This is a genomic window from Qipengyuania rhodophyticola, assembly GCF_042493225.1.
In the GTDB taxonomy this organism is placed as follows: Bacteria; Pseudomonadota; Alphaproteobacteria; order Sphingomonadales; family Sphingomonadaceae; genus Erythrobacter.
This window is the reverse complement of sequence record NZ_CP170454.1, coordinates 2,086,463-2,109,024: the sequence shown is the minus strand read 5'-3', so window position 1 is coordinate 2,109,024 and position 22,562 is coordinate 2,086,463. Positions and strand designations below refer to the sequence as shown.

General features: G+C 57.1%; 20 protein-coding genes and 1 tRNA gene. 13 read left to right on the top strand and 8 right to left on the bottom strand.

Translation table 11 applies throughout. The annotated features are described in order from the left end of the window. The 3 genes from ACFCXQ_RS10045 to ACFCXQ_RS10035 all read right to left on the bottom strand — a co-directional run bounded on the left by ACFCXQ_RS10045 (position 1) and on the right by ACFCXQ_RS10035 (position 1,633). The gene (locus tag ACFCXQ_RS10045; RefSeq protein WP_379550204.1) at positions 1–645 is read right to left on the bottom strand and encodes a DUF6969 family protein; all 645 of its coding nucleotides are present in this window, start codon (positions 643–645) and stop codon (positions 1–3) included. Between the two features lie 15 nt (positions 646–660). Then, positions 661–918: a hypothetical protein gene (locus ACFCXQ_RS10040; protein WP_379550202.1), complete on the bottom strand. Its 258-nt coding sequence runs from the start codon at positions 916–918 to the stop codon at positions 661–663. Positions 919–1,153: 235 nt separating this feature from the next. Next, on the bottom strand, positions 1,154–1,633 hold the full coding sequence (locus tag ACFCXQ_RS10035; protein ID WP_379550200.1) for a YHS domain-containing (seleno)protein: 480 nt from the start codon (positions 1,631–1,633) through the stop codon (positions 1,154–1,156). A 372-nt stretch (positions 1,634–2,005) separates the two neighbouring features. Between ACFCXQ_RS10035 and leuA the strand changes: the two genes are divergently transcribed. From leuA to ACFCXQ_RS10010, 5 genes are all read left to right on the top strand, one after another. Continuing rightward, a complete protein-coding gene (gene leuA / locus ACFCXQ_RS10030; RefSeq protein ID WP_379550198.1) occupies positions 2,006–3,685 on the top strand; it encodes a 2-isopropylmalate synthase in 1,680 nt (559 codons plus the stop codon). Positions 3,686–3,708: 23 nt separating this feature from the next. After that, on the top strand, positions 3,709–4,842 hold the full coding sequence (locus tag ACFCXQ_RS10025) for a serine hydrolase domain-containing protein (RefSeq protein ID WP_379550196.1): 1,134 nt from the start codon (positions 3,709–3,711) through the stop codon (positions 4,840–4,842). A gap of 63 nt (positions 4,843–4,905) precedes the next feature. Beyond that, positions 4,906–5,598, top strand: a complete 693-nt coding sequence (locus tag ACFCXQ_RS10020) for a ferritin-like domain-containing protein (protein WP_379550195.1) — start codon at positions 4,906–4,908, stop codon at positions 5,596–5,598. A gap of 19 nt (positions 5,599–5,617) precedes the next feature. Continuing rightward, positions 5,618–6,667: an amidohydrolase family protein gene (locus ACFCXQ_RS10015; RefSeq protein ID WP_379550193.1), complete on the top strand. Its 1,050-nt coding sequence runs from the start codon at positions 5,618–5,620 to the stop codon at positions 6,665–6,667. Positions 6,668–6,783: 116 nt separating this feature from the next. Beyond that, positions 6,784–7,770 (top strand): NAD(P)H-dependent flavin oxidoreductase, encoded by a 987-nt coding sequence (locus tag ACFCXQ_RS10010; protein WP_379550191.1) that lies wholly within the window; start codon positions 6,784–6,786, stop codon positions 7,768–7,770. A 32-nt stretch (positions 7,771–7,802) separates the two neighbouring features. On the opposite strand, the gene ACFCXQ_RS10005 is transcribed toward ACFCXQ_RS10010, so the two are convergent. The 3 genes from ACFCXQ_RS10005 to ACFCXQ_RS09995 all read right to left on the bottom strand — a co-directional run bounded on the left by ACFCXQ_RS10005 (position 7,803) and on the right by ACFCXQ_RS09995 (position 9,719). Next, a complete protein-coding gene (locus ACFCXQ_RS10005; RefSeq protein WP_379554624.1) occupies positions 7,803–8,273 on the bottom strand; it encodes an AHH domain-containing protein in 471 nt (156 codons plus the stop codon). 71 nt (positions 8,274–8,344) lie between these two features. Further along, a complete protein-coding gene (locus tag ACFCXQ_RS10000; RefSeq protein WP_379550189.1) occupies positions 8,345–9,124 on the bottom strand; it encodes a hypothetical protein in 780 nt (259 codons plus the stop codon). Positions 9,125–9,242: 118 nt separating this feature from the next. Further along, the gene (locus ACFCXQ_RS09995) at positions 9,243–9,719 is read right to left on the bottom strand and encodes a flavodoxin family protein (RefSeq protein ID WP_379550188.1); all 477 of its coding nucleotides are present in this window, start codon (positions 9,717–9,719) and stop codon (positions 9,243–9,245) included. A 182-nt stretch (positions 9,720–9,901) separates the two neighbouring features. On the opposite strand from ACFCXQ_RS09995, the gene recJ reads away from it, so the two are divergent. From recJ to phoB, 8 genes are all read left to right on the top strand, one after another. Then, a complete protein-coding gene (gene recJ, locus ACFCXQ_RS09990; RefSeq protein WP_379550186.1) occupies positions 9,902–11,605 on the top strand; it encodes a single-stranded-DNA-specific exonuclease RecJ in 1,704 nt (567 codons plus the stop codon). 110 nt (positions 11,606–11,715) lie between these two features. After that, positions 11,716–11,790, top strand: a tRNA-Glu gene (locus ACFCXQ_RS09985). Positions 11,791–11,842: 52 nt separating this feature from the next. Further along, entirely contained in the window at positions 11,843–13,087 is a 1,245-nt protein-coding gene (locus tag ACFCXQ_RS09980; protein WP_379550184.1) for a sensor histidine kinase, read from the top strand. Positions 13,088–13,364: 277 nt separating this feature from the next. After that, the gene (gene pstC, locus ACFCXQ_RS09975) at positions 13,365–14,747 is read left to right on the top strand and encodes a phosphate ABC transporter permease subunit PstC (RefSeq protein WP_379550182.1); all 1,383 of its coding nucleotides are present in this window, start codon (positions 13,365–13,367) and stop codon (positions 14,745–14,747) included. Further along, entirely contained in the window at positions 14,740–15,993 is a 1,254-nt protein-coding gene (gene pstA, locus ACFCXQ_RS09970; protein ID WP_379550180.1) for a phosphate ABC transporter permease PstA, read from the top strand. The genes pstC and pstA overlap by 8 nt, the downstream gene beginning before the upstream one ends. Before the next feature lie 38 nt (positions 15,994–16,031). Continuing rightward, the gene (gene pstB, locus ACFCXQ_RS09965) at positions 16,032–16,778 is read left to right on the top strand and encodes a phosphate ABC transporter ATP-binding protein PstB (RefSeq protein WP_379554622.1); all 747 of its coding nucleotides are present in this window, start codon (positions 16,032–16,034) and stop codon (positions 16,776–16,778) included. A gap of 13 nt (positions 16,779–16,791) precedes the next feature. Further along, the gene (phoU, locus tag ACFCXQ_RS09960) at positions 16,792–17,460 is read left to right on the top strand and encodes a phosphate signaling complex protein PhoU (protein ID WP_379550178.1); all 669 of its coding nucleotides are present in this window, start codon (positions 16,792–16,794) and stop codon (positions 17,458–17,460) included. A gap of 72 nt (positions 17,461–17,532) precedes the next feature. Continuing rightward, positions 17,533–18,219 carry a phosphate regulon transcriptional regulator PhoB gene (phoB, locus tag ACFCXQ_RS09955; protein ID WP_379550176.1) on the top strand — a complete coding sequence of 229 codons (687 nt, stop codon included), beginning with the start codon at positions 17,533–17,535 and terminating at the stop codon, positions 18,217–18,219. 13 nt (positions 18,220–18,232) lie between these two features. On the opposite strand, the gene ACFCXQ_RS09950 is transcribed toward phoB, so the two are convergent. Then, positions 18,233–18,973, bottom strand: a complete 741-nt coding sequence (locus tag ACFCXQ_RS09950) for an extensin family protein (RefSeq protein WP_379550174.1) — start codon at positions 18,971–18,973, stop codon at positions 18,233–18,235. Positions 18,974–18,982: 9 nt separating this feature from the next. Continuing rightward, positions 18,983–22,561: an error-prone DNA polymerase gene (locus ACFCXQ_RS09945; RefSeq protein WP_379550172.1), complete on the bottom strand. Its 3,579-nt coding sequence runs from the start codon at positions 22,559–22,561 to the stop codon at positions 18,983–18,985. Position 22,562 lies beyond the last annotated feature (1 nt).

The window sequence follows — 22,562 nt, the reverse complement described above, 5'->3', positions numbered from 1 at the left end:
TTAGCTTAGCAGCGCCTCAAAATCGACAACGCGCACTCCGGTTACTTCGACATCGCGATTTTCGCCAGTCATGTCTTGCGTCTTTAGCACGGCATCGCGCTCATGAAGCAAATCAGCGATCTCTTCGCGCGCAAGATGCACCATTGCTGTCAGCCAGTCGTTCACCAAAGGATCACCTGAAGGTCCGCGCATATCGAATTGGCCAAGCCGCTCGATCACGTCGTCAGCCGGATACAGCCACTCGTCGGTGACCCAGCGATTGGTGCCGAACCAGCGTAGCGGCAGTCCATCATAACCAATTGAGAGTGCTGCAAAATGCACGACATCGGCGCGCCTTTGTCCATCGGGCAATGGTGGTGGTGGGATTAGAGCACTTGGTGTGTCAGAGATCGCATCGAGCGCAGCATCGAAAACATGCTTACCGAGAAAAAGATGGAAATGCCCATGCTCGTCAGAATCGCGCTCTTCAGGCGGATGGGCGTGGTAGAAATATCGGCTCGAGGCGGCGCCATTGACCACATCATCAGGCGGATAATGCGCCCAAGTTTCCGCTGTGCTGCCATCTTCGAACAAGCGGCTCATCAGCGGTTTGCCCGATTGGAACATCTGCGTGGTGCTTGTGATCAAGAGGTCGGCAAAAGACATGGCGCCACCCTTACACTAAAAACAAATCGAGGGAGCGGTGGGTTGCACCGCCCCCTCGACTGCCCGTTTGCGACCCTTAAGCTTTTGGTGCGCAAGGGTTAGCAGCACATGGGTTTGCTGCACACGGGTTCGCTGCGCATGGATTAGCCGCACATGGGTTAGCCGCACATGGGTTCGCGGCACACGGGTTCGCGGCACACGGGTTCGCTGCACACGGGTTCGCTGCACATGGATTTGCCGCACAAGGATTTGCTGCGCACGGGTTAGCCGCACATTTTTTGGCCTTACAGGGGTTAGTTGCGCATGGGTTCGCCGCACATGCGGAGGCGAGCTTTGCGCTACTCGGGCCACAAGGAATGCCGGCTGCGGCTGGGACTGCGGTGCCTGCGACAGCGAGGCCACCAGCGACGACGAGCATTTTTGCGAGAGTGCTTGCATTTGACATGATTAAATACCTTTCAGGAGTGAATTTGGGGAGTATTTCAGAGTTGAGGCGTGCGTGCTGCCTTTAGCCACCGAAGCGGGCGTCTTCGGGGAGTTCACTCCAAGCGATATTCGCTTTGGAGATGAAACCTGGAATGTCTTTCAGCCACGTTTCCTGAACTTGCTTGTTGAAGTTCAGATAAAGCTTGCCGTCGACTACTTTGTAGACCGTTGGATCACCCGGTGCGAGCGAACCGCGTGCCATGGCCCAGGCGCAGTGGCCGCCATATTGCGGGGCATATGCGTCAGGATCTTCCTTAAACTTGTCGGCGTTTTCCTGGCTCGAGAAGTGCCATTCTGCACCGTCATATTCGACGGTGAAACGCGCATCGCCTTTCACTGGGGCACCGTTTCCTTGAAAATAGCTAAGCGTGTCATAGCCGCCGACTGCGATGTTTTCGCCTTCGACACCGACATAGATTGGGGCGGCAGTGGTAACCCCAGCCGTTGCGATTGCGAGAGGAGCCGCGAGGGCCGCTGCTGCAAAGAAAAGAACTTGTTTCATCGTAAAACCTCCAATTGAACTGACCCAGATCGGAAGCCTTAAATGGCTAATCTGGGGCAGCAGATGCCCCCCCTGGTTGGGTTTAGGGGGGAGGGTCGCCAGGAAGAGCATCCGCTGATGCCATGGGGTTCGCACGCTGAGACGCAGCGGTTACAGCGGGCACAATATTTTCCCGAGAAATACGATGAGCCGAGGGAAAGAAGCGCTTGCCATCTGCGCAACAATCAGCAATGCCACGCTCATGACACGTAACGAACTAAGCCTACGACTTATCCGCCCTTGGGCGTGAACCGGGCGTGCCATGTGAGCGCGTTCAGCCGCTCCCAGGGGTCAATCAACGCCTAATCGTTTCATTCGTTACTGAGAATTTCCATGTCCATGCTGAAAACCCCTAGCGCCAAATACTCCGCTTTCCCGCAAATCGACTTGCCGGATCGGCAATGGCCGACCCGCACGATCACCGCACCGCCCCGCTGGCTTTCAACGGATCTACGCGATGGCAATCAGTCGATCATTGATCCGATGGACGCGCATAAGAAGAACCGCTTCTTTGATCTTTTGCTCGAAGTGGGCGTGAAGGAGATCGAGGTTGGTTTCCCAAGCGCTGGCGAGACCGAGTTCGATTTTATCTCCAGCCTTGTGAAGTCTGATCGCGTGCCAGACGATGTCATGGTTCAGGTTCTCACGCAGTCTCGCGAAGACCTGATCCGCACCAGCTTTGCTAGCCTTGAGGGCGCGGGCGCAGCCATCGTCCATTTGTATAATGCAGTGAGCCCTGCATGGCGCGATATCGTCTTTGGCATGAGCCGCGATGAGGTGCGCGAGATTGCGGTGGCCGGTGCGAAAGTGATGCGCGACGAGGCGGGCAAACAGCCGAATACAGATTGGCATTTCCAATACTCGCCAGAGACATTCTCAACCGCTGAGATTGATTTCAGCATTGAGGTGTGCGCTGCCGTGATGGAGGTGCTCGCGCCCACGCCCGATCATCCGATAATTCTCAACTTGCCCGCCACGGTCGAGGCGGCAACGCCCAATATCTACGCTGATCAGATCGAGTATTTCATTCGCAATCTGCCGGGTCGCGAAAGCGCGGTGATCAGCCTGCATACTCACAATGACCGGGGCACAGGCGTAGCTGCGGCAGAGCTAGCATTAATGGCGGGCGCGGACCGTGTCGAGGGCTGCCTCTTCGGCAATGGCGAACGCACGGGCAATTGCTGCCTCGTGACCATGGCCCTCAATATGTACACGCAAGGCGTCAATCCGGGCCTGGATTTCTCCGATATCGACCGTGTGATTGAAACGGTGGAATATTGCAACGAGCTGCCCGTGCATCAGCGCCACCCCTATGGCGGTGAGCTGGTCTACACCGCCTTCTCTGGCAGCCATCAGGACGCGATCAAGAAAGGCTTTTCTGCGCATCAAACGCAAAATGACGAGCAATGGCGCGTACCTTATCTGCCAATTGACCCGGCCGATCTGGGGCGCAATTACGAGGCGGTCATCCGCGTCAATTCACAAAGCGGAAAAGGCGGCTTTGCATGGGTCCTCGAACAGGATCAGGGCCTTAAATTGCCCAAACGGATGCAGGCCGATTTCGCGCCTCATGTACAGGCTATGGCGGACGAACTGGGCCGCGAGCTTGAGGCACCCGATATCTGGAATGCGTTCCGCGCCGCCTACCACGTCCAGACTGACGAGAAGCACTTCCAACTGGTCGATTATCAAGAGCGCCGCGCGTCCGACGGCACGCGGCTATTCACCGGCACCATCGCGGTTCAGGGCAAAGAGCAAAACGTCAGCGGGCGCGGCAATGGCCTTATCTCCTCCGTGCTGACCACAATAGAGGAAGCATTTGGCCTGAACCTGCAAGTCGCCGACTATAGCGAGCATGCGCTGGGCACAGGCCGCGATGCGCGCGCCGCCGCCTACCTTGAATGCAAGACACCTGATGGCGGCACGATCTGGGGTGTCGGCATTGACGAAGACGTTGCGACCGCTAGCGTGCGCTCGGTTCTAAGCGCGGCGAATAGTGCGGTGAGGCAATGATGCTACGACGACCAGCCAAAATAATGGCGGCATTCGGTGCAATTGCTCTATCGTTAGGTTGCTCGTCGGATCCTCTCGTCAGCCCTGATTTTCAGGCAAAACTGGAAACTGCTCCGCAAGATTCTCTCGCCACTCTCATCGACGATGAAGCCACACAATTAGGTGTCACCGCGCTAAGCGTGACAATCCATGAAGCAGGTGGGGAATCGCAGACCCTCTATTTCGGCCGGGCCAAGGCAGGCGGCCTGATGCAAGTTGCCAGCCTTTCGAAGACCGTCGCCGCCGCTGTCATCCTGACACTCGCAAGGCAGGAAGAGGTTGGTCTTGATGACGACATCCGCTCGCAAATAACCTCGTTGGATGTTGCGGGTTTGGAAGGCGGCGACAGGCCCGTGACACTGCGGCAACTTCTCTCTCACACAACCGGAGCATCGCAATCCGGCTATCCCGGCTATGCTCGGGGTGGCGACCTTCCCACAGCAGTGCAGGTAGTCGCAAACCCGCCACGTGTATTTGAGAGCACGCTAGTATTTGACGGCGAGCCTGGCCAATTTCGTTACTCTGGTGGTGGCTACATTATTGCCCAAGTATGGGCTGAGGACGTCTCCGGGAAGACTTTTGCAGACCTTGCGCGGGAGACATTGTTCGACCCGCTCGGCATGGAGGATAGCACTTTCCTGCAACCTATCGAAGATGCAGAAATCGCCCCCCTTACAATTGTAGGAGCGGATGCCAGTTTTGATCTATTTGATGGGGTGTTCGCTTCAATTGAAGACAGCTGGCACGATTACCCAGAACAGGCTGCGGCGGGGCTATGGACCACGTCAAACGACTATGCCCGCTTTGTTATAGCGCTGATGGACGCAGCCAGCGGCGTCGAAAACGTTATCCCTAGCGACCTAGCCAAAGCGATGATCACGCCGCAGGTGGCTCTGGAAGAAGGCAAGCACTATGGCCTTGGTACACAGTTGGTGCTGCATGATGATGGGAGCCTTCGCTTTGTGTCGCATAGCGGTGCAAACACTGGGTACCGCGCGTTTTTCTCAGCAAGGCCGGCAACACAGGAGGAGCCGCGCAGGGTGGTCGTCTCGATAGCCAATACAGTATCGGGAGCTAAGTTGAACGAAGCCATCGTGTTTGCCCTCACAGACCAATAAGCATAGCGCCGGCGCTGGCAAAATCACTTTGACCGCCTACCGGCATAGGCGTACGCTGCCCTTATGCTGAAGTTCATCCGTGAACGATATCTCGATCTTCTTGCGTCGATTTATATCTATAACGAGCATCGTGGGTACACTGCGATTGACCGGGTGCTTGAGGCTATTGTCGCGCGCTCGCCCGACGACACAGCGCTAATCGAAGCAGTCGAGCAACATCGCGCCGATGAGCGCAAGCATTATGTCATGTTTCGCAGGTGGTTTGAGCTGCGCGGGACCATGCCCTTATCGGTTGATCGCACATGCGGGCATATTGATCGTTTCGTGGAGATCATGTTCGCCAAACGGATTGACGAACTCGATACGCAAATGGTGATCGACAGTGATACGTCATTTGAGAAACTATGCCGGGTCATCTCGCTGACTGAGAAGCGAGGCTTTAAACAGGTCGAAATATTGCTCGATCATCCGCTGGTTCGCGATGATAAGGTCTTGATGAAGATCTTCACTATTATTCATGCCGATGAGCCGAGCCACTGGGCACCATACGACGCGTGGCTGAAGCAGAATGGCAAGCGCGAGCCTAAATGGTGGGAATATGCGATTGACCGCTTCATCCATTCCGAACTGCTGTTCCTTAAATTGCCGCTGCTGTTCGTGAACCCGTGGCTCAAGCGGCGCGCCGATTGGCCCGATGCATCTGATCCTGCTGAAGCAGGCGCATCCTCTTTCGATCTTTCTGTACCCGCCGAATAGGACGGATTAAAGCCAAACTATGACCGAAGAAATTCTTGAGCCAGAACTGGCGATCATCGACCCGCATCATCACTTGTGGGATTTGCGCCCGCTCTTACCAATGTTTCCGGAGCCGCGGCATCGCTTTATCGAGACCATTGTTCCCGTTGCTCATTACACGTTCGATCAGTTTCTGGCCGATGTGCAGACCGGCCATAACATTATCGGCACTGTCTTTATGGAATGCGGCGCGTTTTATCGCGCGGGCGCCAGCGAGGCGATGAAGGTTGTTGGCGAAGTTGAATATGTGAACGGTGTCGCCGCCCAAGCTGGGAGCGGTTTATATGGCAACGCTCAGCTCTGCGCAGGGATTATCGGCCATGCAGATCTGATGCTCGGCGATGGCGTAGCCCCGGTTCTGGAGGCGCTCAAGGCCGCCGCACCGGAGCGGTTCAAAGGTATCCGTCATCAGGGCGCTTGGGATGCTGATCCAGAAGTGCTTGGCCCGCCCTTCCATGCGCCCGAGGGCCTTTACCGCGATAGCACTTTCCGCGAAGGCTTCGCACACCTCGCCAAGCAAGGTCTTAGTTTTGACGCGTGGATTCTTGAGCCCCAAATTCCCGATGTGATCGATCTCGCCAAGGCATTCCCGGACATGCCGATCTGCCTCGATCACTGCGGCACCCCGCTTGGCAATGCGAGCTATGAAGGCAAGCTTCACGAGCGCTTCGATATCTGGCGGGAGAATATTCAAGCGCTGGCTAAATGCGAGAATGTGAGCGTGAAACTGGGCGGGCTGGCCATGCATAATTGCGCTCTACCTGAGGAAGGCCCCGCCGCCGGTGTGGGATCGGAAACATTGGCCGCGCTTTGGCGCCCCTATATCCAAACGTGCATTGAGGCGTTTGGTCCAGAACGAGCGATGTTCGAAAGTAATTATCCGGTGGACCGCTGGGGCGCTACATACCCTGTGCTCTGGAATGCCTTTAAGCGGCTGACGCAAGGCGCGAGCGACGATGAGAAGCATGCGCTTTATGCCCGGACCGCCGCCCGCTTCTACGGGATTGAGCACTTGCTACCCCAAGCCTAACCGCGTGACCCTATTCCTGCCTAACGTGCCTTACGTTACGTCACTCTCGACACAGTGTGCCGCGTCGGCTTAGGCGTGCGGGCAACATATTTTTCCCAAGCCTTGCGGAGACGCTCATGACCCTGCCTGCCCCATTCGATAATCTTCGCCTACCCGTAATTGGCTCACCGCTCTTTATCGTCTCGGGGCCTGAGCTCGTGATTGCGCAGTGCAAGGCGGGTATTATCGGTTCATTCCCAGCGCTTAACGCGCGCCCGCAAACGCTACTCGATGAGTGGTTGCATCAGATCACTGAAGAGCTGGCGAAGCATAACCGGGAAAACCCAGAACGACCGGCAGCTCCATTTGCCGTCAATCAGATCGTCCATAAATCGAATGACCGGGTCATGGCCGACATGGCAACATGTGAGAAATGGCAAGTGCCGATGGTGATCACCTCGCTTGGCGCACGCACGGAGATTTTCGATGCCGTGCGCAATTGGGGTGGGGTTACAATGCATGATGTGATCAACAATCGCTTTGCCAAGAAAGCGATCGAAAAAGGCGCAGACGGCCTCATCCCAGTAGCGGCTGGCGCTGGCGGGCATGCGGGCACACTTTCGCCTTTTGCCCTAATGCAGGAAATCCGCGAGTGGTTTGACGGTCTAGTGGCTCTCTCGGGTTCAATCGCGAATGGTAATGCCGTGCTTGCCGCTCAAGCGATGGGCGCAGACTTTGGCTACATCGGTAGCGCCTTTATTGCGACCGAGGAAGCAAACGCTGACCAAGGCTATAAACAAGGCATCGTGGATGGCAGCGCGGAAGGCATCGTCTACACCAACCTATTTACCGGCGTGCATGGCAATTACTTGCGCTCGTCCATCGAAAACGCTGGTATGGACCCTGATAACCTGCCCGTGAGTGACCCTTCCAAGATGAATTTCGGTAGCGGCGGCAATACTAAAGCCAAAGCTTGGAAAGACATCTGGGGTTCTGGCCAGGGGGTTGGCGCGGTCAAATCCGTCGGAACAGTCGAAGACATGGTCGCGCGGATCGAGAGCGAATATCACGCCGCCAAGGCCGCGCTGGACGCAAAGTCCGCATATAGCGCCTGGGCAAACTAAGCGGCAGGCAGGCTGCCTCCTGAACCTGCTCACTAATGCGTTGCGCTCCATAGCTGCTCGGCCATTGCGTCGAGTAAAGTGAAGTCCTGACCTCGTCCGAGTGGATCTTTACGGTTAAGCATCATCGGCTGACGCGCATCAAGCAGCCGCCGCTGAAGCGCGCGTTGCAGCAGACTTATCTGCATAAGCGCACCCTGATTTGCGCGCTCGTCATTGACAGCGCGCTGACGCGACCATGATTGCTCAATCATACCCAGTCGCTCAATGACCATCTCATTATAGGCCCGGTGCGGTCCACGATGAAGTGGCAGCCCCATACGCTGCGCCTTGGGCTCTTTTGAGGGTAGCAACATGCCATTGCGGCGAAAGTCATCAAAGCCGATCTGTCGCTTGCCAAGACTGCTCAGCATATACGAAAGACTGCTCGTTCTTAACGCCTGAGACGGAATAAGGTGATGGCGCTGCAAGTCGGGATCATACCCAAGGCAGCCGCACCGGTTCACTGCCCTAAACGACAGCCGGTCAATCGGAAATGTCACATATTAAACGCGCCCTCTGCCCTTAGCGCGTCCCCCTATTTCAGCCGCACGCTCACGGTCTTGCCATCAACCGAAGGTGTCAGAAGCAGAGGCCCCCCGTCACCACCTGCAACCTCTGAGGTTTCCTGAACTCGCCCCCACATAACGAGCCTATCTATGAGGCGGACCATAAGCTGGCTCGCACTAACCCGGTCAGCAGAAAGTTGTTCGGACAACTCCAGCTCCTGACCAGTAAAGAAGGCCAAGCCATCGCTTCTGAGCAGCCCATTCTCGGCTACCGCAATTCCGCTCAGACCAAGCGCTGGGAAAGGTCCCCCCTCAAGCCAGCGCTCTGACACTTCTTTGAAGTAGTTATTACCGATGAAACAGGCAGATGGTTCCCATTGAACGGCGATTGCGTCTTCAAGATGCTCACACAGCTGGGATGCGAGGCTAACAATGGTGCGGACCACTGGTACGGTGTTTTCTGCGCCAGCAAGGTGCGGCCCCGGCGTGAGCGCTATCGCTTCGCAAGCGGCAAAATTTCGGTTCCCAATTTGGAAAACATGACGCGGCTCCGCCCGCTGCATGGGCGGCCCCGGTTGCAAGCCCATACAATCGAATGTCAAGCCATCCATGAGCAGTTCAAGCCACGCACCTGTATTGCCGTCTCGCTCCATCGGCTCACCCGGATCGTGACTAACCAGGAATTGTTCGGAGCGTGCGACAGCATCGAAAATGGCTCTCCGGTCCGGGCGTCTCGTCTCGGGGAATACGATCAAGAGACGCGCGGCAATATTAGGCCGCAGCTCTTCTCCGTAAATGTGTCCCTCCATGGAAATGGGTCAGCCCTTCCCCCTTATTCGCTACCTATCTCTTGGCTCGAAAGCAGCGCCGCGTCGAGTCCATTGACTGTAAATAGTTCTTTATCAGAACATTATCTTGCCCAATCACTCAAAAAACCCCCAATGCGACTCCCTCGGAGAGGCCCGCGCCAATTGCTCTGCAATCAGACAAGACCTCCCTATCAACGGTTTTGAGTGCCCATATCTGCTCCGCTGTCTGTGCATGAAAGTTCACAATTTTCGCCTCCGCGACGCGGCGCAATCGCCACCCGGTCGCAATTCTATCTATCTGGCGCAATGCCCCCTCACCGTCAGATCCGGCAGCAATAATGGTCGAATATGGGCGCCCCTCAATCCGCCCCAAGGCGTCGTAGTATGTTCGATCAAACATCTCTTTCATCGCGCCTGTCATTGAGCCAAGGTTTTCCGGGCAGACAAACAGATACCCCCCAGCCTCAAGGATCTGCTCTGAGGTCACCGCGTCGGCGGCAACACATTGATCACCAGCGCGGCAGCCTTGCATGGCAGCTTGCGCCATTTGCTCGCTTGCGCCTGTGCGAGAGTGCCAGATGATCAACAAAGACATGCGAGACTTTGATCGCAAGAGCCTGTCGATTGTCAATGGCCATGAGGTTTGCACTCGCCTGCATGCAGACTAGTGTACTTACCATGACCTCTGCGCAAACCCCAAATCCCGTGAAAAGCCCTGCCGTTTTCGGCGTAACCCAGTCCTTGTCAGGAAAGCGCTGGCGTTGGCGAGGCGGCAATATGGAAATTGGAGGCGGCGCGTCGCTGGACCATGATATCGTCACCCAAATCTTGCGCGCACGCGGCGTTGAGGATAGCGATTTGGAGCGCAATCTCAATCCGACGCTGCGCGGGTTTTTGCCAGACCCGGCTGAGTTTCGCGATATGGGCAGTGCGGCGGGCCGCATTGCACAGGCGATCATCGCGGAAGAGAAGATCACCATTTACGGTGACTATGACGTCGATGGCGCAACCAGCTCTGCTTTGCTCATTTTGCTGCTGCGCGATCTTGGCATTGAGGCGGAGTATTACATTCCTGACCGCCTTCTCGAAGGATATGGCCCTTCCGGCGAGGCTCTAGTCAAAATCAGCGAAGGTGGCAGCAGCCTGATCGTCACGGTTGATTGCGGCGCGATGGCTTTTGACGCGCTTGAGCAAGCAAATGATGCGGGTGTCGACGTGATCGTGGTTGATCATCATAAATGCGCAGCAGAGCTTCCCAAAGCGCTCGCTATGGTCAACCCAAACCGCCTCGATGAGAATGACGAGGCGGCATCACACGGCCATCTGGCTGCTGTCGGTGTTGCATTCCTACTGGCGATTGAGCTGGTGCGCACGCTGCGCGCGCAAAGCTTTTTTGAGACGCGCGACGAGCCGAACCTCCTTAGGCTGCTCGATCTGGTTGCTTTGGGCACTGTGGCCGATGTGGCGGCGCTCCATGGGCTCAACCGCGCCTTTGTTGCGCAGGGCCTGAAGGTCATGGCCAAGCGTGAGAATGTCGGTATGTCGGCGCTGATCGACGCCAGCAGGCTTAAGCGCGCGCCGCAGTGCAGCGATCTTGGCTTTGCCTTGGGTCCGCGCATTAACGCCGGTGGCCGCGTCGGGGAATCGACGCTGGGTGTTCGGCTGCTGACGACGCAGGATGCCGAGGAAGCGCGCGAAATCGCGCAGCAGCTTTCCGCGCTTAATGAAGAACGGCGCTTGATCGAGGCAAGCGTGCAGGAAGAGGCCGAGGCCCAGCTTACAAAGCAGCATAACCGCGCCATCCCCGTGCTGGCTGGCAAAGGTTGGCACCCCGGCGTGATCGGCATCGTGGCCGGGCGCATCAAAGAGAAAATCGGCAAGCCTGCTATTGTTATCGCGCTTGATGAAGAAAATGGAGACGGCAAAGGCTCTGGCCGGTCAATCTCTGGCGTTGATCTGGGCGCGGCGATTATTGCTGCGCGCGAGGAAGGTTTACTCGTCGCAGGCGGCGGACACGCTATGGCCGCAGGGCTAACCATAGAGGCGGCTAGGCTCGATCAGTTTGCTGAGTGGTTGGACAACCGCCTTGCCGCGCAAGTCACCAAGGCGTCAGCAAATCAAGAAACGACCCTCGATCTGGCGGTTGCTCCCGGCGGCCTCACCCCTGATCTCGTGCATCAGCTTGACGCGGGCGGACCATATGGGGTCGGCTGGCCCGGCCCGCGCGTTGCCGTTGGCCCAGTGCGCCTGGTAAAATGCGATATTGTTGGCACGGATCATGTCCGCCTCATCGCCAGCGGAGATGATGGCCGCAGCTTCAAAGGCATTGCCTTTCGCGCGGCTGAAAGCGCTATGGGCCAAGCTTTGCTCCACGGCAGCAGGGGGCGAAAGCTATGGCTGGTGGGCCGCACAAAAATCGACGATTGGGGTAGCCGCTTGCAAGCCGAATTGCATGTTGAAGACGCGGCTTGGGCCGACTGAGTAGGCGCGGCGCACCTACGTTCATCAAACTCTCTTCATTCCGCCCCTTGACGGGCGCTCACCACCTCACTAGATGGCCGCCCACGCCACCGACGCCGCATTGCGGCTCTGGCCCCTTCGTCTAGCGGTTAGGACGCGGCCCTTTCACGGCTGAAACACGGGTTCGATTCCCGTAGGGGTCACCATCGGTGGCGTTTTGATTCCTCAGACACAAAATCACCATTGATCACGCTTGCGATGGCTGGCGTTCATTTTGCCACTGGCGGGCGTTCTATCACATCGCTATCAGCGCTTTTGCCTATGCGCTTCAACTCATCACTATTGCCCGCTTTGGCATTGGCGTTTGTAGCTGCCTTTCTTATGGCTGTGGGCGGGATCCAACTAACCATTGTCTTGGCGGTGCTACTGGTCTGGATCGGTTCCATCCTGTTAATTGGAACGACGGCACTAGAACCGGCGGCTGGCAACAAACTAAGCGAATTTTCAGCCGACCGGATGAGCGGTTTGGTCGAGCATTCTGAAACGCCAGTTGTTGTCACTAGACGCCAGAGGATCCTCATTGCTAACTCCTCTGCCCGCAAGCTTCTGGGCGGTCACATAATCGATCAGGATGTGCGGATTGCTTTGCGTCACCCCAAAGCGGTGCAACTAATCGAGAGCGAAGACGGCGGCAGCGCGCTTATTCGCGGGTTGGTCAGGCGGCAGGATATTTGGCAAATCAACCGCAAGCTCCTCGATGGGGGGCTTGGCGTCTTTGAGTTCATCAATCGCACTGCGGAGGCAGATATCAGCCGCGCGCACACCGATTTTGTCGCCAATGCCAGTCACGAGCTGCGCACCCCCCTCGCCTCGATCATTGGCTATGTCGAGACGCTTCAGGAGGATGTCGAGGATCTCGACCCCAAGATGGCGGCGAGCTTTCTAAATACGATCGAGACGGAAGCTAAACGGCTGCAAAGCTTGGTGAGCGATCTTATGTCACTGTCGCGGGTGGAGGCTGAGAAGCATGATCAACCCTCTGATATTGTTGACCTCAGCAAGCTGACCGAGCGCGCCGCGCTCGATGCTGCGGGGCCGCGCAATAAAGACCGGGTGGATTTCGAATCTCACGGCGATTTTAAAGTCAGCGGTGATCAACAACAACTTGAACAGCTTATTCGTAATCTCGTTGACAATGCCTTCAATTATGGCGCGGCCGACAAACCCGTGACCGTGCGCCTTCAGCCGCAAGGCGAGAAGCGGGTCCGCTTGTCAGTTAAAGATCGCGGCGAGGGAATTCCGCCTGAGCACATTCCGCATCTCACCCGCCGTTTTTATCGCACAGATCCGGGCCGCAGCCGTGCCTCGGGCGGCACGGGGCTTGGCCTTGCGATCGTTAAGCACATTGTGGAGCGACATGGCGGGCGGATGATGATCGACAGCAAGCTTGGGCAAGGCACGCAGGTGAAAGTGACTCTACCGCTTGCCTGCTCCAAAAAATGAGCGGCCTGATCTGATATGGCGTGTGTTCAAGATGATTGCCTTGGCCAAATCCCCTCCATGCTACCCCCTTGGGGATAACGGCCATGGCAATTTTGTCTAACTATGGTTATCGCTCGCGGCGAATCCACACTTGTCGAATATTTGTCGCAATGCTGTAACAATCCCGCGCTCAAGCGCGGCTATCTCAGTGAATAAGGGTAACCAATCGTGAGACTCGGACTAATCACATTTGTCACCTGTCGTGGTTCTGAGTTCAAGTAAGGGACAGTAGCGGGGCATGTCGCCAATTATTCTGCTTCTTTTGGTGCTTGGCTTAGGGCTGGCTGGCTGGCTTGCGGCGCGCGCGCGTGCTTGGAGCTTCCGCCGCGACCAAAATGCGCGCTTGGTGAGCCTGCCAAATTATCATGGCTGGTACGTCGCGCTATGGATCGTGCTCCCGGTGATCCTGTTCATCGCTGTGTGGAGCACGATTTCGCCGCCACTCGTGACACAATCCGTTCTAGCGAGCGAGGCTGCGGCTGACCTACCCGAGTTCGATTTTCAACGTCAGACCTTGTTGAAAGAGGCGCGCGCAGTCGCCACCGGAGCCGCGCCAGCAGTGTTTAATCAGCAGGCCGCTGGCCTGGTTGAACCATTCCGCGAAGCGATCGGCCGCTATAACATGATCGGGCTTGTGGTTACGCTGCTGATCGCATTCCTCGGCGGCGTTTGGTCATTCTTGCGCCTCAAACCAGACTTCACCGCGCGCAACCGGGTCGAGCGGACGGTAATGACCATTCTGCTGCTCGCCTCGCTCGTCGCAATCCTTACGACGCTCGGCATCCTGGTCAGCCTCGTGTTTGAGACGATCCGCTTTTTCGGCATGGTCTCGCCCATCGACTTCCTGTTTGGAACGTTCTGGTCTCCGGACCCGATGAGCAATCCGGAAAACCCTGATGGCACCCGTTTTGGTGCGATCCCGCTATTCTGGGGCACGATTTTTATCGGGGCGATCATTGCGATGATTGTTGCCATTCCGCTGGGCTTGATGAGCGCGATTTACCTTACTCAATACGCGCACCCTCGCCTGCGCGCTTGGGTCAAGCCGGCGCTTGAAGTGCTCGCGGGCGTACCGACTGTAGTCTATGGGTATTTTGCGGCACTGACGGTCGCCCCCGCAATTCGCGACATGGCTATCTCGCTCGGCTTCTCCAACCCTTCCAGCGAAAGCGCGCTGGCCGCTGGTCTTGTCATGGGCGTCATGATCATTCCATTCGTGTCTTCCATGGCGGATGACAGCATCGCCGCCGTCCCTCAGGCGATGCGCGATGGCAGCCTCGCCATGGGCGCCACAACATCGGAAACCATCCGCCAGGTGCTTGTGCCCGCTGCTTTGCCGGGCATTGTGGCGGGCGTTATGCTCGCAATCAGCCGCGCGATTGGCGAAACCATGATCGTGGTAATGGCGGCATCCACCGCTGCGAACTTGTCAGCCAATCCACTCGATTCCATGACCACGGTCACGGTGCAAATCGTGGCCATGCTCACCGGCGAAGGCAGTTTTGATCACCCCGCAACGCTCAGCGCATTTGCGCTGGGCTTCGTGCTCTTCCTCGTCACCCTTGGTCTCAACTTCATCGCCTTACGCGTCGTAAAAAGGTTCCGCGAAGCGTATGAGTGATAACACCGCATCTATTCTCCGCACGGAGGCTTTCGAGAAGCGCCTGAAGCAGCGCTACGCTGCTGAGAAGCGATTCCGCTTGATTGGCCTGAGCGCAATTCTGTTCTCGGTCGCTGTGCTTATCTTCCTGCTTGGGTCTATGACCTTAAACGGCATTGGCGGCTTCCAGCGCGTTGAGATGAACATACCGATTGATTTTTCCGAAGCCGGTCTGTCAGGCGATGCGAACTCGCTTGCTGGGCCTGCTGGTGCACAATCACTTGAGGCACAGGGTCTGCCCGCTGTGATAGATTTCTATGCCGAGCAAGCGCTGGGCGAAGAAGCCGCCGAAGAGCTTGATAGCGACGCTTGGCGCGATGCAGCGGCGATCATTGCCGCTGACCCGTCGATTTTGGGCAAGGAAGTCACCTTGTCTCTGCCAGCGAGCGCAGACCTTGCCTCGGGATATTCCGGTGAGGGGTCGGCAGAGATGCAGGCAATGGCGGCAGAACTTGTCAACCAAGGCCATTTGGAAAAGAAATTCGACGTCGGCTTCCTAACCCGCTCCGACGCGACAAACCCGCAGCAAGTGGGCATTTGGGGCGCGCTTAAAGGCTCCATGCTGACCATGTTCATCACTCTGCTGCTGGCCTTCCCGATCGGGGTGCTCGCGGCGCTTTATCTTGAGGAATATGCGCCCAAGAACAAATGGACCGACTTCCTTGAGGTTTCGATCAACAACCTTGCCGCTGTCCCTTCGATCATTTTTGGCCTGCTCGGCCTCGCAGTCTTTTTGACCATATTCCCCAACTTGCGTTCTGCTCCGCTAATCGGCGGTATGACGCTGGCGTTGATGACCATGCCCGTTATCGTGATTTCCGGCCGCAATGCTATCAAAGCCGTGCCGCCGAGCATTCGCGATGGCGCGCTGGCGGTCGGCGCATCACCCGTACAAGTGGTGTTCCATCACGTACTGCCGCTTGCCCTGCCCGGCATCCTGACTGGCACCATCATCGGCATGGCCCGAGCGCTAGGCGAAACGGCACCGCTCTTGATGATCGGCATGCGCGCTTTCATCGCCTCGCCGCCTGACGGGCTCACCTCGCCAGCCACAGTGTTGCCCGTGCAGATCTTCCTGTGGTCCGACGAGATTGACCGCGGCTTTGTCGAGCGGACGTCCGCTGCGATTATCGTCCTTTTGCTGTTCCTTCTGCTAATGAACGGCCTCGCCATTTATTTGCGCAACAAATTTGAGAAAACCTGGTGACTGTAGTTCATACGAACCTCGAAGAAAGCGACGCCAAAATGAGCGCGCAAGGTGTCTCTGTATATTACAGCGACAAGATGGCGATTGATGATGTGTCGATCGAAATCCCGACAAAATATGTGACAGCATTTATTGGCCCGTCTGGCTGCGGCAAGTCGACTTTCTTGCGCACGCTCAACCGGATGAATGACACAATCCCAACGGCGCGCGTCGAAGGCAAGATCACGCTTGATGGCGAGGATATTTACAGCCCGCAGCTCGACGTTGTGCATCTGCGCGCGCGGGTTGGCATGGTCTTCCAAAAGCCCAACCCGTTTCCCAAGAGCATTTACGATAACATCGCCTATGGGCCCAAGATCCACGGACTTGCCGAGGGTAAGACTGAGCTTGATGAGGTTGTCGAAAAGTCTTTGAGGCGCGCGGGCCTTTGGGATGAGGTGAAAGACCGCTTGCAGGATAGCGGCACAGCTCTTTCCGGCGGCCAACAGCAGCGCCTATGCATCGCGCGTGCGATTGCCGTGGACCCAGAAGTTATCCTCATGGACGAGCCATGTTCTGCGCTTGATCCGATCGCGACCGCAAAGATTGAGGAGCTCATCGACGATCTCAATGGGCGCTATGCTATCGTGATTGTCACACACTCGATGCAACAAGCCGCCAGAGTTTCTCAGCGCACGGCCTTTTTCCATCTCGGAAAGATGGTAGAGTATGGTCGTACAACGGACATATTTACTAATCCGCACGAGCAACGAACGCAGGATTACATCACCGGCCGATACGGTTGAGGAGAGAAGACTGATGAACGAACATACAGTCAAAGCCTTTGATGAAGACATCACGCGCCTGCGCGGTCTGATCGCGGAAATGGGCGGCCTCGCAGAAGTCGCTGTGCAAGATTCGATGGACGCTCTGGTGCGCGGCGATGAAAAGCTCGCTAAGAAGGTTGTCAAAGGCGACAGTAAGATCGACGCGCTTGAGACCGAGATTGACAAGCTTGCTGTGCGAGTAATCGCATTGCGTGCGCCAATGGCTGATGACCTTCGCGAAGTGATTGCGGCGCTCAAGATTGCCGGCGTCGTTGAGCGGATCGGCGATTATGCCAAAAATATCGCAAAACGCGTTTCCAAAGTAACCGAACGTGAGCGGTTTGAACCACTGACCTTGCTGCCCGCTATGGCTGACGTGGCCGCAGAAATGGTACATGATGTGCTGACCGCATATGCCGCCCGCGATGCGCAATTGGCCCGCGAAGTGATTGAAACCGATGAAAAGGTTGATGCCTTTTACGATTCCATCTTCCGTAACTTGGTGAGCCACATGGTTGAAAACCCCAAGACAATCAGCAGCGCGGCTCACTTCCTGTTTGTTGCCCGCAATCTGGAACGGATTGGTGACCACGCAACCAATGTTGCCGAGATGGTGCATTATGCCGCCACTGGTGATTATCCGCTCGACAGCGATAATTGACATAAAAATGTAGCTGAAAGGTCATAAGCCAATGTCCAGGAGATCAGCACCAGCTGAATTTGGGGTGACATTGTGAGCGCGGCAAAACTACTTTTGGTAGAAGATGATCCGGCCTTGTCGGAACTTCTCGAATACCGTTTCAGCAAAGAGGGCTATCAAGTTCGCAGCACCGCAGATGGTGATGAAGCGATTCTGTTGGCGCGCGAAGAGGCGCCCGACTTGGTCATTCTCGATTGGATGATTGAGGGGACCAGCGGCATTGAAGTTTGTCGCCGCCTGCGCCGCGATAAAGACACTGCGCATGTGCCAATCATTATGCTCACAGCGCGCGAGACGGAGGATGACCGGGTGCGCGGGCTGGAAACCGGCGCGGACGATTATCTGACAAAGCCGTTTTCGCCGCGCGAATTGCTGGCTCGCATTGGCGCCGTTATGCGGCGTATTCGCCCAGCGCTGGCGGGTGAAACGATTGGTGTGGGTGATCTAGTGCTCGACCCGGTGGCGCACAAAGTTCAGCGCGGCGGCGAGACGCTGCATCTGGGCCCGACCGAGTACCGGCTGCTGAAGTTTTTCATGGAAAGCCCGGGCCGCGTTTTCAGCCGTAATCAGCTGCTCGATGGCGTCTGGGGAACCGGCAGCGATATCGAATTGCGCACGGTTGACGTTCATATCCGGCGACTGCGCAAAGCGATTACTATCGGTGACATGAGCGACCCAATCCGAACCGTTCGCTCTGCCGGGTACTCGCTCGAGGCCTGACTACCCCAGTGGTTTAGCGGCACACTCCGGCCCAGCGGTCGCTCATATCAAAGTGGAAATGATCAGCATGTGCAGCGTTGTAATCAGGCGAAAGCACAGTTGAGAAACTGTTGCAGGCCCCGTCGCGCACGCGGCGCAGGAAAGCCTGCTTTGCCCCGCCCTCATTCCAGTCATTTAACACGCTGATGCGAGTCCCATCGGCCAGTACAAACCCTGCAATATCAATCGCATTACCGGTCGCATGCTCGCTCCACGGGCCGCTGTCACTGCCGTACATGCGGCGGCAGGAGTAGACGCCAAGATGCTGAACTTGTGCAACTTCGCTATTAAACAGCTCGCGCGCAATGGGAGCTAGAGCGTTGCGCCGCCACAGCTCTAGCGCGAGCGCCGCTGGGCATGTGGTTGCCGGGTGGTTCGGCGCGAGCGGCAGCGTATCGAGCCGAGTTCGATCGGGCCTTGCGCACTGCCCATCACCCTGCGGCTCCAACGCAGTAATGGCCACATCAGAGCGTTCGAACACCGCGCGGCACGACGGCACATCCTCGCGAAGGGCGAGCAATTTACGATCCGTAGCCCAGCCCGCGGGATGGTTCAGATCAAGCGGTGCCCACGGGTCATGCTGCGGGTGATCTTTCAGCCAGAACCATCCTGACATGCCAAGCGCAGCGAACAGTATCAGCGCGAGAAAAGGAAACTTCGCGATCAAGCGCCCAAGCTTGCGATCATAGCGGGGCGCAGAAGAGGAGCGTGCCATGCAGTACCTCTAATGAAAGTCGCGCGATTTGGGAATGATACGGACATTACGCGGATGGCCGCCGGAACCAGGCGTATGATGCCACCCAGCTGAGCGATTGTTAGGCGACGGCTCCTCCCACGGCTCGACCGGTTGATAGGCTTCGTCCCGCACTGAAGGCGGCTTGCGGCCATGTGCAGGCAGCGGCGTATTGACGTGATCCGCCCGCGCAAGCGGTGCATCGAGCATATCATCGGAAAGCCCATAGAGCTGATCCGTCGCGTCGGTCATATGCTGGGCAATCACATGGATAACCTCATCATCATATTCCACCCTGCCCCGCACCTCCATCAAGCGTGAGCCCATGACAACGCGGCGCTGCTTCTCCTTAAGGTCAGGCCAAACAACAACATTCACCACGCCGGTTTCATCCTCTAGCGTAATAAAGCACACACCCTTGGCGCTGCCGGGCCGCTGCCGGATCAGCACCACGCCTGACACTTGCACCATGGAGCGATATTTGCGTTCTCTGAGATCGCAAGCCCGGACAAACCCGCGCTCTGCCAGCGAAGCTCGCAGGAAACTCAATGGATGCGCTTTTAGACTGAGCCGCGTGGTCTGATAATCCGTCACGACCTCTTCGCTCATCGGCATCATCGGCAATTGCGTGCGCTTGGCCTCTGCCCCTTCATCACGTGTTGCCGCATGGGCGAACAGGGGCAAATCAGGCCCGCTAATCAGGCTGCGCGCATCCCACAGCGCCTGCCGACGCGACAAGCCAATCGAACCAAAGCAATCGGCACTAGCGAGCCGCTCAATATGCGATGGCGCGATACGGCTTCGATCTCTTAGATCAGTGACATCAGTGTAAAGCCCACCCGCATCACGTTCCGCGATCAGCTGAGCCGCCACTGCTTCGGAAAAACCATCAACTTGGCGCAGGCCAAGGCGTAGCGCGATGTGTGTGTCGAGATGGGGGCCTTCTTTTGCTCGCTCACGCTCGGGTGCCGGGCCGCCCGCATCCGGAAAAGACTCCTCCAACGTACAATCCCATTGCGAGTGATTGACGTCAGCAGGCAGCACGGTGACCCCATGCTCGCGGGCATCGCGCACAATCTGTGCCGGGGCATAGAAACCCATCGGCTGAGAATTGAGCAGCGCAGCGGCAAAGGCAGCAGGAAAATGGCATTTGAGCCAGCTCGACACATAGACCAGATGCGCAAAGCTCGCCGCGTGACTTTCAGGAAAGCCATACTCTCCAAAGCCCTTGATCTGATTGAAACAACGCTGCGCAAATTCGGCATCATAGCCGCGCTCAACCATGCGCCCGACCATCATATCTTCCAGCTCGTGCACCATGCCGCGACTGCGGAATGTCGCCATCGCCTTGCGCAAACGATTCGCCTCGATTGAAGTGAATTTCGCAGCATCCAGCGCGATTTTCATCGCCTGTTCCTGAAAAATCGGCACGCCCAGAGTGCGCCCCAGAATGCTCGACAGCTCGTCAGGCGGTCCATGTTTTGCGCCAGGCGCTGGAATGCGTACCGGTTCGGCCCCGCGCCGCCGCTTGAGATAGGGATGCACCATATCACCCTGAATCGGGCCGGGCCGGACAATCGCCACCTGAATCACCAGATCGTAAAACTCACGCGGGCGCAGCCGCGGCAGCATGTTCATTTGCGCGCGGCTTTCCACCTGAAACACGCCAAGCGAGTCGCCCTTGCGAAGCATCGCATAAGTTTCTTCATCCTCGCGCGGCACCGTCGCCAGTGTCAGCGCCCGGCCATGATGCGCTTCCAGCAGATCAAGGCATTTCTTGATGCAGGTGAGCATGCCCAGCGCCAACACATCGACCTTGAGAATGCCGAGCGCTTCAATATCGTCCTTGTCCCACTCGACAAAGCTGCGGTCGGCCATCGCGCCATTACCAATCGGCACAGTCTGCGTCAGCGCACTTTCGGTTAGGATAAAGCCTCCGACATGCTGGCTGAGATGGCGCGGCATACCGATCATCTGCTCGGTCAGCGCTAGCACGCGGCGCAAATGCGGGTCGCTGAGATCCATGCCAGTTTCCGCCGCATGCCGGTCACTCAGCTCGCTCGCCATCGAACCCCAGACGGTTTTTGCAAGTGCCGAGGTGACATCCTCGCTCAGCCCCATCGCCTTGCCAACTTCACGAATGGCCATGCGCGGGCGATAATGAATAACCGTCGCAGTTAGCCCAGCCCGATGCCGGCCATATTTTTCGTAGATATGCTGGATCACTTCCTCGCGCCGCTCATGCTCAAAATCGACGTCAATATCTGGCGGCTCGCGGCGTTCCTCTGATATGAAACGGTCGAAGAGTAGCTGGTGCTTAGCCGGGTCAACGCTGGTGATTTCGAGGCAGTAACAAACGGCAGAATTGGCTGCACTGCCCCGCCCTTGGCACAGGATTGGCGGGTCAACACTCCGCGCAAAATCGACGATTTCCTTGATCGTCAGAAAGTATCGCGCGAGCTCAAGCTTCGCGATCAGTGCCAGCTCTCGCTCCAATGTTTCGACAACATCATCGGGCACACCATGCGGATACAAATCGAGTGGATAGCGCCGCTCCGCCCCCAGCCATGTCGCAACCTCCAGATATTCCTGCGGGCTCATCCGATCGGGATATTGCTCTTCTGGATATTCATAGCGCAGCTCATCAAGGCTGAAGCGGCACGCATCTGCGACTTCGCGCGCCGCCGAAATCGCATGGGGCCAGCGCTCAAACAGCGTCACCATTTTGTCAGGCGGCTTGAGATGCCGCTCCGCATTGGGGACGAGCAAATGTCCTGCTTTGGCGACCGTCGTCTTGTGACGAATTGCGGTCATCACGTCATTCAAAGGGCGGCGCTCAGGCGCATGATAGCGCACATCATTACTGGCGAGGATCGAGAGATCATGCGCTTTCGCCAGCATATCAAGCCGCGTGATACGGGCGACATCATCGCCGCGATAGAGATAGCTTGCGGCGATGTGGCGCAGTGTCGGAAGGCCAGCAACAAGATGCGGTAGAAGCTCGTGAAACGGGCCGCTGACATCACTGTCCAGCTCGCTGCCATCAAGCGCCACGACATTGTTGCCCCATGCGGGAATTGTGAGCTTCGCCGCTAAATCATCCGGCGGCAGCAAGATGAGCTGCACATCCTCTGCATGCGCGGCAAGCATGGGGAGGATGATCTCACACACGCCCTTCTCCTGCCATTCGCCGCTGAGTGTCTGCATCCGCCCGGCACTGATGAGCTGGCACAGCCGCCCGTAAGCAGCGCGATTCCGTGGGTAAGCGAGGAAGTTCAGCCCCTCGACCGTCTCAATTCGCGTGCCGATTATGGGCCGCAATTTAAGTGTTTTCGCTTCGGTATGAATGCGCACCACGCCTGCCATGCTGTTCGCATCGGCAATTCCAATCGCGTCATAGCCTAGCTCGCGAGCGGCCATTACAAGATCAACCGCATCGGATGATCCGCGTAGAAAACTGAAGCAGCTAACCAGTCCCAGCTCGACAAAAGGCGCGCACTGCGGCGGTTCAATCAGATCGGGATCAAGCTCCAGCGTGCGTTTATCAGGGGTGAACGGTGCGTCAGGCATT

Excerpts from the sequence above, each read along its gene's own strand:
- recJ (WP_379550186.1), top strand. The coding sequence starts at position 9,902 with ATGGAAATTGGAGGCGGCGCGTCGCTGGACCATGATATCGTCACCCAA.
- ACFCXQ_RS10010 (WP_379550191.1), top strand. The coding sequence starts at position 6,784 with ATGACCCTGCCTGCCCCATTCGATAATCTTCGCCTACCCGTAATTGGC.
- ACFCXQ_RS10045 (WP_379550204.1), bottom strand. The coding sequence starts at position 645 with ATGTCTTTTGCCGACCTCTTGATCACAAGCACCACGCAGATGTTCCAA.
- pstC (WP_379550182.1), top strand. The coding sequence starts at position 13,365 with ATGTCGCCAATTATTCTGCTTCTTTTGGTGCTTGGCTTAGGGCTGGCT.
- ACFCXQ_RS09995 (WP_379550188.1), bottom strand. The coding sequence starts at position 9,719 with ATGTCTTTGTTGATCATCTGGCACTCTCGCACAGGCGCAAGCGAGCAA.
- leuA (WP_379550198.1), top strand. The coding sequence starts at position 2,006 with ATGTCCATGCTGAAAACCCCTAGCGCCAAATACTCCGCTTTCCCGCAA.
- ACFCXQ_RS10025 (WP_379550196.1), top strand. The coding sequence starts at position 3,709 with ATGGCGGCATTCGGTGCAATTGCTCTATCGTTAGGTTGCTCGTCGGAT.
- pstB (WP_379554622.1), top strand. The coding sequence starts at position 16,032 with ATGAGCGCGCAAGGTGTCTCTGTATATTACAGCGACAAGATGGCGATT.
- ACFCXQ_RS10000 (WP_379550189.1), bottom strand. The coding sequence starts at position 9,124 with ATGGAGGGACACATTTACGGAGAAGAGCTGCGGCCTAATATTGCCGCG.
- ACFCXQ_RS10020 (WP_379550195.1), top strand. The coding sequence starts at position 4,906 with ATGCTGAAGTTCATCCGTGAACGATATCTCGATCTTCTTGCGTCGATT.
- ACFCXQ_RS10035 (WP_379550200.1), bottom strand. The coding sequence starts at position 1,633 with ATGAAACAAGTTCTTTTCTTTGCAGCAGCGGCCCTCGCGGCTCCTCTC.
- ACFCXQ_RS10015 (WP_379550193.1), top strand. The coding sequence starts at position 5,618 with ATGACCGAAGAAATTCTTGAGCCAGAACTGGCGATCATCGACCCGCAT.
- ACFCXQ_RS09980 (WP_379550184.1), top strand. The coding sequence starts at position 11,843 with ATGGCTGGCGTTCATTTTGCCACTGGCGGGCGTTCTATCACATCGCTA.
- ACFCXQ_RS09950 (WP_379550174.1), bottom strand. The coding sequence starts at position 18,973 with ATGGCACGCTCCTCTTCTGCGCCCCGCTATGATCGCAAGCTTGGGCGC.
- ACFCXQ_RS09945 (WP_379550172.1), bottom strand. The coding sequence starts at position 22,561 with ATGCCTGACGCACCGTTCACCCCTGATAAACGCACGCTGGAGCTTGAT.
- phoU (WP_379550178.1), top strand. The coding sequence starts at position 16,792 with ATGAACGAACATACAGTCAAAGCCTTTGATGAAGACATCACGCGCCTG.
- pstA (WP_379550180.1), top strand. The coding sequence starts at position 14,740 with ATGAGTGATAACACCGCATCTATTCTCCGCACGGAGGCTTTCGAGAAG.